This is a genomic window from Aquabacterium sp. A7-Y, assembly GCF_026153205.1.
In the GTDB taxonomy this organism is placed as follows: domain Bacteria; phylum Pseudomonadota; class Gammaproteobacteria; order Burkholderiales; family Burkholderiaceae_C; genus Caldimonas.
This window is the reverse complement of the sequence record NZ_JAPFBW010000046.1, coordinates 36,616-45,690: the sequence shown is the minus strand read 5'-3', so window position 1 is coordinate 45,690 and position 9,075 is coordinate 36,616. Positions and strand designations below refer to the sequence as shown.

The 9,075-nt window shown below is 62.5% G+C and carries 12 protein-coding genes and 1 pseudogene; 11 read left to right on the top strand and 2 right to left on the bottom strand.

Annotated elements, in window-relative coordinates; genetic code table 11:
• Nucleotides 1–402 (bottom strand): protein kinase (locus tag OOT46_RS28100; RefSeq protein WP_265406932.1); only part of this gene is annotated, 402 nt, incomplete at its 3' end.
• A 406-nt stretch (nt 403–808) separates the two neighbouring features.
• On the opposite strand from OOT46_RS28100, the gene OOT46_RS28095 reads away from it, so the two are divergent.
• The 11 genes and pseudogenes from OOT46_RS28095 (at nt 809) to OOT46_RS28040 (ending at nt 8,226) form a co-directional block, all read left to right on the top strand.
• Nucleotides 809–1,150 carry a hypothetical protein gene (locus tag OOT46_RS28095; RefSeq protein WP_265406931.1) on the top strand — a complete coding sequence of 114 codons (342 nt, stop codon included), beginning with the start codon at nt 809–811 and terminating at the stop codon, nt 1,148–1,150.
• Nucleotides 1,151–1,183: 33 nt separating this feature from the next.
• Nucleotides 1,184–1,426 carry a hypothetical protein gene (locus OOT46_RS28090; protein ID WP_265406930.1) on the top strand — a complete coding sequence of 81 codons (243 nt, stop codon included), beginning with the start codon at nt 1,184–1,186 and terminating at the stop codon, nt 1,424–1,426.
• A gap of 62 nt (nt 1,427–1,488) precedes the next feature.
• Nucleotides 1,489–1,737: a hypothetical protein gene (locus tag OOT46_RS28085; RefSeq protein WP_265406929.1), complete on the top strand. Its 249-nt coding sequence runs from the start codon at nt 1,489–1,491 to the stop codon at nt 1,735–1,737.
• A gap of 75 nt (nt 1,738–1,812) precedes the next feature.
• On the top strand, nt 1,813–2,352 hold the full coding sequence (locus OOT46_RS28080; RefSeq protein WP_265406928.1) for a Uma2 family endonuclease: 540 nt from the start codon (nt 1,813–1,815) through the stop codon (nt 2,350–2,352).
• 74 nt (nt 2,353–2,426) lie between these two features.
• Nucleotides 2,427–2,717, top strand: coding sequence for a hypothetical protein (locus tag OOT46_RS28075; protein WP_265406927.1), 291 nt, complete (start codon nt 2,427–2,429; stop codon nt 2,715–2,717).
• A gap of 188 nt (nt 2,718–2,905) precedes the next feature.
• Nucleotides 2,906–3,289 (top strand): annotated as a pseudogene (locus OOT46_RS31075) (IS701 family transposase); the annotation flags it as partial.
• Nucleotides 3,290–3,834: 545 nt separating this feature from the next.
• A complete protein-coding gene (locus OOT46_RS28060) occupies nt 3,835–4,284 on the top strand; it encodes a tyrosine-type recombinase/integrase (RefSeq protein ID WP_265406926.1) in 450 nt (149 codons plus the stop codon).
• Nucleotides 4,285–5,529: 1,245 nt separating this feature from the next.
• Nucleotides 5,530–6,156, top strand: a complete 627-nt coding sequence (locus OOT46_RS28055; protein WP_265406925.1) for a class I SAM-dependent methyltransferase — start codon at nt 5,530–5,532, stop codon at nt 6,154–6,156.
• A 47-nt stretch (nt 6,157–6,203) separates the two neighbouring features.
• Nucleotides 6,204–7,388 (top strand): PDDEXK nuclease domain-containing protein, encoded by a 1,185-nt coding sequence (locus OOT46_RS28050; protein ID WP_265406924.1) that lies wholly within the window; start codon nt 6,204–6,206, stop codon nt 7,386–7,388.
• Between the two features lie 190 nt (nt 7,389–7,578).
• On the top strand, nt 7,579–7,944 hold the full coding sequence (locus tag OOT46_RS28045; RefSeq protein WP_265406923.1) for a hypothetical protein: 366 nt from the start codon (nt 7,579–7,581) through the stop codon (nt 7,942–7,944).
• Nucleotides 7,945–7,968: 24 nt separating this feature from the next.
• Nucleotides 7,969–8,226 (top strand): hypothetical protein, encoded by a 258-nt coding sequence (locus OOT46_RS28040; protein ID WP_265406922.1) that lies wholly within the window; start codon nt 7,969–7,971, stop codon nt 8,224–8,226.
• 349 nt (nt 8,227–8,575) lie between these two features.
• Here OOT46_RS28040 and OOT46_RS28035 read toward each other — a convergent pair whose 3' ends face one another.
• Nucleotides 8,576–8,950, bottom strand: coding sequence for a hypothetical protein (locus tag OOT46_RS28035; protein WP_265406921.1), 375 nt, complete (start codon nt 8,948–8,950; stop codon nt 8,576–8,578).
• Nucleotides 8,951–9,075 lie beyond the last annotated feature (125 nt).

Here is a 9,075-nt window from a genome sequence, read left to right as displayed (position 1 = left end):
GCCGTCGACCAGCTCCATCACGAAGTACGGCCGGCCGTCCTCGGTCACGCCGCCATCGAAGACCTTGGCGAGGTTGGGATGGTCGAGGCTGGCCAGGATCTGGCGCTCCGCGTGGAAGCGGGAGATCGCGTGTTCGCGGTCGAAGCTGTGGCCCATCAGTTTGATGGCCACCTGCTGCTCGTACTGGCCGTCGGCGCGCTCGGCGCGGTAGACCTCGCCCATGCCACCGCGACCGATCAATTCGACGATGCGGTAAGGCCCGAGCTGCTGGCCGATGCGCGGCACGCCGCTGAGCGCATCGGCAGCCTGCTTCGTGGCGAAGCGAGGGTCGTCGAGCAGCGTGTGACTTGCGGTGGTGACATCAATCAGCGCCGATAGCTCCTCGGCTAGCAAGCTCTTCATTCGCTGCCACTGAGCTTGGCGGAGACCACTGGCAGGGAGCGTGTTGGAAGGTAAGCCGGAGTGCATGGTGACGACTCACCAAGGCGTTGAGCTGGCTTCCGTGAAACAAGCATTCTGAAGCTCGGCTGGCATATCAAGAGCCGTCGAACGGTTGCGGTTCTGTTCCAGTTTAGGTGGTGGCGGATGGCTTGCAACTGCGCGGTTCCGTAGGTCACGGATGCTGTCTCGAGAGCAGGGCACATTTCACGGGTGCCGAGCGCACCGGCGTCCTCTGGGCGTGTTTTCATGAGGCCGCTGGCGATTCTGAAGTTTCCGAGAACGCGAGGTGGGGCGCGGGCTGGCGGCCCGATTCAAAGAAGGTCCGGCGAAACGGCCTCGTAGCATGGCTGGAAGGAGGCGCGTTCCGATGGCCAAGGCACCCGTAGTCGAAGAAACGCAGATGCGCCATGCTATGAAGGTGGCGGCCGGGCGTCCGTTCACCCTCACTGCCCGCAGGACCTCAGCGGGCAACACCTCGCGCTCCTGCGAGAGTTTGACGCAGACGATCCGCAAACTGCACGACCAGGCGGGGATCGAGTGCGCTGGGGCGACGGCATCGCGCCGGACGTTCGCCGTTCGCCTCCATCGGCGCGGCTATGACCTCCGCCACATACGCGAGGTGCTCGGCCTCGCAACACTCTCCGCAACCAAGAACCTGGTCGAAGGTGACCCGGTAGATCTGGGGCGCATCGTGGCGCGCGTGCTCTGAGGCGGTTGTCCCCATTGGGCATACACTGACCCGATGAGCACTACACAGCAGGAGTTCCTGAGGCAAGCGATGGCCGACCTCGGCGAGCTGATAGATCTAGGCCGATCCTTGACCCGGGAGGAGATGTGCGAGCGCCTCGGCTGCCCGCGAGCCACGTTCGACAAATGGATGCTGCCGTCGTCCAATGGGCGGGAGATGCCCCCCACGATGTGGAGCCACGTGCGCGAGATCCTCGCGCACGAACAACTCAAGAAAAAAATGCGCGGCGGCGCTTGACTTGAGTACCCAATGGGTACATTATGAGGCCATCTCGAACGCGGACTCGACAGGAGGCCGCCATGGAGGCACCGACCAAAGTAGGAGTCACGGCAGAAGGTCTGCCCTGCGCGGTGACGTTGTACTACCCTGACGGCGCACCGGAAGGGGCCCTTCCCGAGCGGATCACAGGGATGTACCAAGCCGCCGATGGTCCGGGCGCATTCATGATCGAGCGCGACGGTGAGCGCTACCGCGATGCCGACTCTGGCGAACTCCATGAGCACGCCCATGAGTTGCTGCCATGGGTCGTGGCTGATGGTGTGTGGTGAGAGGCGGAAATATGCTACTTAATGAGTCCTTTAACATGAGGTGGCGCGATGGGCATGCCCCTGCAAAGAATGACCATGGCCGAGTTTCTGGCCTGGGAGGAACAACAGACCGAACGGCACGAGTTCTATCGAGGTGAAATTTTCGCCATGGTGGGCGGATCTCTGCGCCACAACCGGGTCATCCTCAACTTGGCCAGCCGCATCAGTGACCACCTGGACGGCACACCCTGCCAGGTGTTCGCCGAGGGCGTCAAAGTCGGTCTCGCCGATGGCTACCTGTACCCGGATGTGATGGTCACATGCGGCAAGGCCGAAGCGGGTGACGAACAGGTCATCAATGACCCAAAGCTGGTGATTGAGGTTCTGCCCCCAAGCACCAAGGGCTATGACAAGCGCGATAAGTTCATCCTGTACCGCTCACTGCCGTCGCTGCGCGAGTACGTGCTGATTGACCCGGCGGACCGCCGCGTCGAGGTCTTCACACTAGCCGATGCAGCCGTCGAGAAGTGGACGATGGTGGACCAGAGCAAGGCTGGCGAACTTGTCCTGAGCAGCATCGACCTGACGCTGCCACTGGAGGTCGTGTTCAAGGGCGTGGAGGCCGGCGCGACATGAACGAGCAGCAAGACTTCCTCTGCACCTCGGCTATCCGGGACGATCGGAACGTGCGTCGGAACTCGACATGAGCGATGAAAACGCAGTCGATTCCGTCAATGAGCCCGGAGTGCGAGGCGATCTTGCACGCGGCCGATCAGTCCGCCGAAGCTGGGTCGTCGACGATGGCTGGCCTGGTCACGATCCGCGACGATGAGGGCTCGCCGCGCTTTGACGTGAGCGCGGGAATCGCCCCAATCGACCTTCGTGCGATCATCCACCGCGGTCGCCGCGAGCGGGCGGCGGGCGAACGTGCGGGCCGCGGGGAGCTGCAACGCCAACTTCGACAGTTGATCGGTGCGGCGGGCACGCCGATAGCAGACTGAGCCAACAATAATCGTCGGAAACCAGAACCGCAGGCACGAACTCATGAAAAGGATCCGCCGTCATGTTGCTGTGACGGCCGCTGCGTTCGGCGCTGGAGGCGCATGGGGCTCACTCGCCGCTATAGGTGCGAAGGTGGGACTTGGGCCTCGAAGAGACGCACGCTTGGGTGTTCGTTGGGGCTCCAGTTGCACTGGTCTTCGTGCTAGTTTGGAGGACCCCCATGCAGCGTGGGCTGCTGGTGCGCCGCAGCGTGGGTGACGCGACAAACCTAGCCTACTACGCCGTCTACGCCCCCTTCCATACCCCGCTGCAGGTCTTGGCGCACGTGGCCGGCAGACGCTGGGCCATCGAGGAGTCGTTCGAGAACAGCAAGCAACTCGTTGGCCTCGACCAGTACGAGGTGCGCAGTTGGACCGGCTGGTATCGGCACATCACATTGGCCCTGTTGGCCCATGCCTGCCTGAGCGTCTTGCGCGCCAACGCCATCCAGCTGGACTTCAAAAAGGGGGGCGCGGCCGAAAAGGAACGCTCTTCGCTGCAGGCCTTCAAGGCACACAGGGGGTTGCTGCCGCTGACCGTCCCCGAAGTGCGGCGTCTTCTTGTGGCGCTGCTGCGCCTTCCTGCGCCACCACCTGCACACGCTCTCGCTTGGTCGTACTGGCGTCGACACCATCACGCTCGTGCTAAAGCCTGCCACTGGCGTCGAAGGCGACGCAAGAAACTACGACTGTAGTGCTAGTGCCGCTGACAGCTACAGCATCCGGCTGTTATGCACCGAACGCGGACCTAGGAAAGCATGACTCTCGCCGATTCTTCTACAGTAGAAGCGCGGCGCACAGCAAGGGTGAGGGATGGCTGCTGGGGAAACGGCAGCCGACTCAACCAGATCCCGGTGAATGACGTCTTGAAGGTAACGCCAAGGGGCGATGTCGTTGAGCTTGGCCGACTGGATCAGACTCGGTTTTCTATCCAATTGTTGTTCGCCGGCAAGGCCCCGTCGTCAAGGTAGCGCACATTGCGGCTCGCTCAGATCCGACACCTGCTGCGCGTTACAGAAGCCACCAATCGCCATGCCCAGGCGACGTGCTCGTCTTGCTCCTCGGGCTCACGTGCGCGATGCGAATCACCGAGATTGCGCGGCTGCAGGTCAACGACGTCCTCATGCCTTCGGGCGAACTGCGCCGGGAGATCTCGCTCCGCGCGGCGATCACGAAGGGCAGCCGACAGAGGTGCGTCTTCCTGACAAACACCGCGACCATTGAGGCGGTAGAGCGGTACAGTGAGCACCGCTGGACCAAGAACTGGGGAACCGAACTTGACCGCCGGATGTTTCGGGGACTCTCGCTTGCGACTGCTTTGATTCTTTCGCACAAGGGTGCGGCATTCGAGCTAACACGCAAGTCCAAGCGGCTTGCCGGAGGCGATGTCGAAGACTACTGGGCATGCGACAGCCTCCAAGCTCGAACGTCCCAGCTGTACAGAGCAGCAGGGCTTCACGAATGCTCAAGCCATACAGGTCGCAGAACCTTCGCAACGCGCCTTCTGCAGCAAGGCCACGACATCTAGACTGTGCAGCGGCTCCTCGGGCACGCCCACCTTGACCACACCGACGCATACCTGGAGCCATCGGATCGCACAATTGAGCAGATGTTTGAACAGGCAATCTAAGCCTGGATTACAGTCACACCAAAATCAGGTTGACTTTGATTTCGGTATGACTAATATCAAACCGGTGAGCACGCGGAACCCGAGAGGCTCGGGGCGCAAGCCGAAGCCTGAGGGCGAGAAGAAGGTGAAGACATCGGTCAGCCTGCTTCCTCAAACAGTGGCGTATCTGACTGGGAAGGGCAACGGAGTGCTGAGCCAAGGGATCGAGGCCATGGTCAACGAGGCCACCGCAGTGAAGACGAGGTCGAAGCGGAACGAGCACAAGTAGGAAAAGATTGATGCGGCTTGAACGCTTTTGCCTCACAACTCTTTTACTCGCAGCGTTAGGCCTACTTTCGGAGGACTCGCATGTTCAAAGATGCTCCGTTAGAGCCAGATGAGTCGGCCATACTAGTTGAGCCGTTCCGCCAGGAGTTGAATGACTTGCTTCAGCGGAACGCGACTCAACGCGTCGAACTGTTGATCGTCCCTGACATCGCAGAGTGGTGCGCTGCTCGATACGGAACGTGTGACGGCAATCCATGTGCAATGGCGATCAGAGACGGAGAATCGGGCGCATGGGGAGTCCTTTTGCGAGGACACATTGGCGCCGCAACAGTACGAAGCTGCATTGACCGTGTGGCGCTGTTCGGGGGGCACGAGGACGTCGACGTGTACGAGCGTCTTAGCTCCCCCAGGGCCTTCTTGTTTCACCTGGTCTTGCACGAGCTCGCGCACTTGGAGAATAACTGGCGTCAGGACCGGGAAGACGACTGCGATGCATGGGCCTTCGAGCGGTTGGCGGGACCCTGCTAACACCGCCTAGAGGTGCTGTGCCGGCAGTAGGGTGGGCGGTCCGGAACGGACGACAGCTGACGTGATCGGAAAGGTGCCTCACGATGAGCAAGAGACGGACAGTCGGTGATGTTGTTCTGCTCGATGACGAGGACGGCAGCGCGCCGTATCTTGGACGCGTTGATCCTCTCGGAGCGGACCGTACCCAAGGGTGTCCACAACGTTTCCTGGACCCAGCGCACGATCATGCCCGTGTGGAATGGCCTAACGTGGCCGTGCTGGACTCGCGTCGGCAGCCAACCGGGGAGTGGGTGCACCACCTCCCGGAATGTCGAATGAAGGACGCGAACTAATGAATCGGAAAGGACTATGAACGCACCGGTCTCTTGGTACGAGCGGCGCGTGCTGCCATACCTCCTCGACTTTGCCTGTGGCCTGAGCCCCTTCACTCGCCGCAGACAAGCGGTGGTTCCTTTTGCACAGGGACGCGTGTTAGAGATTGGGGTTGGGACCGGGCTGAACCTGCCGCACTACAAGCGAGATCGAGTGCAAGTGCTCGTCGGCATCGACCCAGCTGAACAGATGCACCCTTTCGCTAGGCGTCGTGCTGTCCGTGCGCAGCTCCCGTTGGAGTTGAGAACGCTCGCAGCCGAGCGCCTGCCGTTTGACGCCCAGTCATTCGACACTGTCGTCTGCACGTACACGCTGTGCAGCGTGACAAGTCCCGCTGCCGTCTTGGCTGAGATCCGCCGGGTGATGCGGCCGCAGGGAAAGCTGCTGTTCGCAGAACACGGGCTCGCCCCGGATCCAGCCGTCGTGAAATGGCAGCGAGCGATCGAGCCCACATGGGCCAAGCTCGTCGGCAACTGCCATCTCACCAGGGACGTGCCTAAGCTGCTGGGTGAGGCCGGCTTTCGGGTGTCGATGCAAACGGGGTACATAACGCGCCCCAAGGCGCTAGCGTTCAACCTCTGGGGCGAGGCGACGGCGGCCTGACAGCCGCTCGAGCTTGGATCGGCGTGTACATCGGAAAGGATGGGCTGATGACTGATCTCACCTCAGCCGGCGCCGACGACTACAGTGGCATCCACGGCGACATCGTCGCCCTGTTGGAGTTCGCTCGCCGCGCCGCTGCCCGAAGTGTCAATGCGCTGATGACCGCCTCCTACTGGGAAATCGGCCGGCGTATCGTCGAGTTCGAACAGGGCGGACAGGGACGGGCTGCTTACGGCGAAGCATTGATCGAACGCCTAGCGACTGACCTGTCTGCACGTTTCGGCCGTGGCTTCAGTCGGCAGAACCTGTGGCAAATGCGCGCCTTTCATTTGGCTTGGCCCGCCAACCAGGCTCTGCAAACGCTGCCTGCAAAATCGGGCGCAGCCCGGATTCTCCAGACGCTGTCTGGAGAATCGGCTGCCCCGCACAATCTCCAGACGGCGTCTTGGACATTTCCCGACTTGTCCGCGCTCGCCCAAGCGTTTCCACTGCCCTGGTCGGCCTACGTGCGCCTGCTGTCGGTCCGGAACCCGCAAGCGCGCGCTTTCTACGAGACCGAAGCCCTGCGCGGCGGCTGGACCGTGCGCCAGCTCGATCGCCAGATCAACAGCCAGTTCTACGAGCGTACCGCGCTCTCCAGCAACAAGGCGGCGATGCTGGAAAAAGGCGAAGTGGCGGAACCTGGCGACGTGATCACTCCTGAGCAGGCCATCAAGGACCCCTTCGTTCTGGAGTTCCTGAACCTCAAGGACGAGTACGCCGAGTCCGACCTTGAAGAAGGCCTGATTCACCACCTGGCAGACTTCCTACTGGAGTTGGGCGACGACTTCGCCTTCGTAGGCCGCCAGCGCCGGCTGCGCATCGACGACAGCTGGTTCCGCGTCGACCTTCTGTTCTTTCACCGCCGCCTCAAGTGTCTGCTGGTCATTGACCTCAAGGTCGGCAAGTTCAGTTACGCCGACGCCGGCCAGATGCACCTGTACCTGAACTACGCCCGCGAGCACTGGATGAAACCCGACGAGAACCCGCCTGTGGGTCTGATCCTGTGCGCGGCGAAAGGCGCTGCCGAAGCCCGCTATGCGCTCGAAGGTCTGCCCAACAAGGTCCTGGCCGCCGAATACCAGACGGTGCTTCCGAACGAGAAGCTGCTAGCCGAAGAGTTGGACAAGACGCGTCGGGAACTGGAGGCGCGGCGGATCACGCGCGGCAGCAACGCGGAGGGCGAGGCATGAGCCGCTTCTGGGCTTGCGCCGACGTGCGCACGACGCAGCGGAATTCGGGTATCACCCTGTTTTCTGGGTGAGGTCCTTGGGATCCGGGGGCCGGAGCCGCCCTCGTCGAGTGACCACGGAAAGGGGGATGGCCGGTGGATAGAACTGACGATATGCAGACCGTATCCGCGACTGTCCTAGGTGCCACCGAGTGGCCGAGTACTGGACCGTCGGGCACTTGTTCGAGCTTCACTGCCGCCATTGGGGTCACGAGGAGGCCGGATCCTTTTCGCCGGTGGTGACGGGCATGCCGGAGCCAGAGCCGCTCGACGTGTACGTGGACCTGCTCGGCTTGCCGCCGACTGCCAAGAATCTCTCGCACCTAGCGAAGTTGCACTCGCAGTTCTGCGGCCTCAGAGCAGCCCAGCTGAAGCAGCGCTTCCTTGAGGGGCCGCGCATTTACCTGGGGGCCATGCACAGGGCAGACGCCTGCGCCGTGGAGCGGGCGGCCCAAGGCTCTGGCTTCACAATCGAGACCGTCGATCGACAAGGAGCGTCGTCGTTCCCCGACAAGTGATCAGAAGATCGGAAAGGATAGAACATGAGTGTTGAAAATGACCCGGTCGTCATCGAATCGCCACTGAGCCAGACGATTTCGAGGCATGGCGTAACCGTGCAGGTCGAGATCTACGAGGACGGCAAGGGCAAGTGGATTCTCGAGGTGGTTGACCAACAGAACACGTCGCACGTTTGGGACGACCCGTTCGAAACAGACGAGCTGGCGCTTGCTGAGGCGATACGAGCCCTCGAGGAAGAGCCGCTCGAGTTCTCGCCGCAAGCGGCCGACGGCGCGCATTGAGCGTGCCGGCGACAACCGCTCGGAAAGGTACCAGATGGGCGCGGTGGGGCTGTGGAAGGACGGACAGGTGCACGAGATCGTGCTGCCACCGGCCCCATCGCCGGGGCAGCAGCAACAGGCCAGGGCCCCGCGACCTCAACGAAGTCGGCGTCGTGATCGGCGAGATGTTTCGGTACGACCCCGCGCTGGACCGGGGCGAATACAGGGCCTTGGTCTCGGTCGACGGCCGGTCCTTCCAGGATCTCAACAGCCTGGTCGACCTGCCGGGCACCACGTTGACTCGGGCCAGCGACCTCAACGAGCTCGGCCAGATCGTCGCCGTTGCGAGCGGAAATGCCCGGCTGTCGGCTTACCTGCTGACGCCGGTGCCGGAACCGCAGACGTGGGTCTGCGTGTTGGCGGGACTGGGGAGGGTGGGGTGGCGGGTGCGGCGCCATCGGCTTCTGGCACAAATCCGCCGGGCCCACCAGCGGTCAGCGCCAGCCTTGAGAAACTGGCCGCACACCCCCAGGTTGTCGCCCGGCGCGATCTCCAGGCCCGTCTGGCCGGCGACATCGCCCACGTAGGGCGACAGCACCCGGTAGATCGATTCGCCATGGGCGCGCCGGGCCTCCTCGGACCAGACCGCCGCCTTGTGGCCGCCGCGCCGGATGCCACCCAGCAGACGGTGCGCCCGATTCCTGACCACCGCCACCACCATCTGGCGTGGGGATAGTTGAACCATGCGACTCTCCGCTGTCGGCATGTTGATACGGATAGGCCTATTGCAACTGCCCGGATGCTGCTGCCAAAAGCATCCACGATGTTCCGGCACAACGCCATCGACTCAGCGGACTGAACGGACAGGAT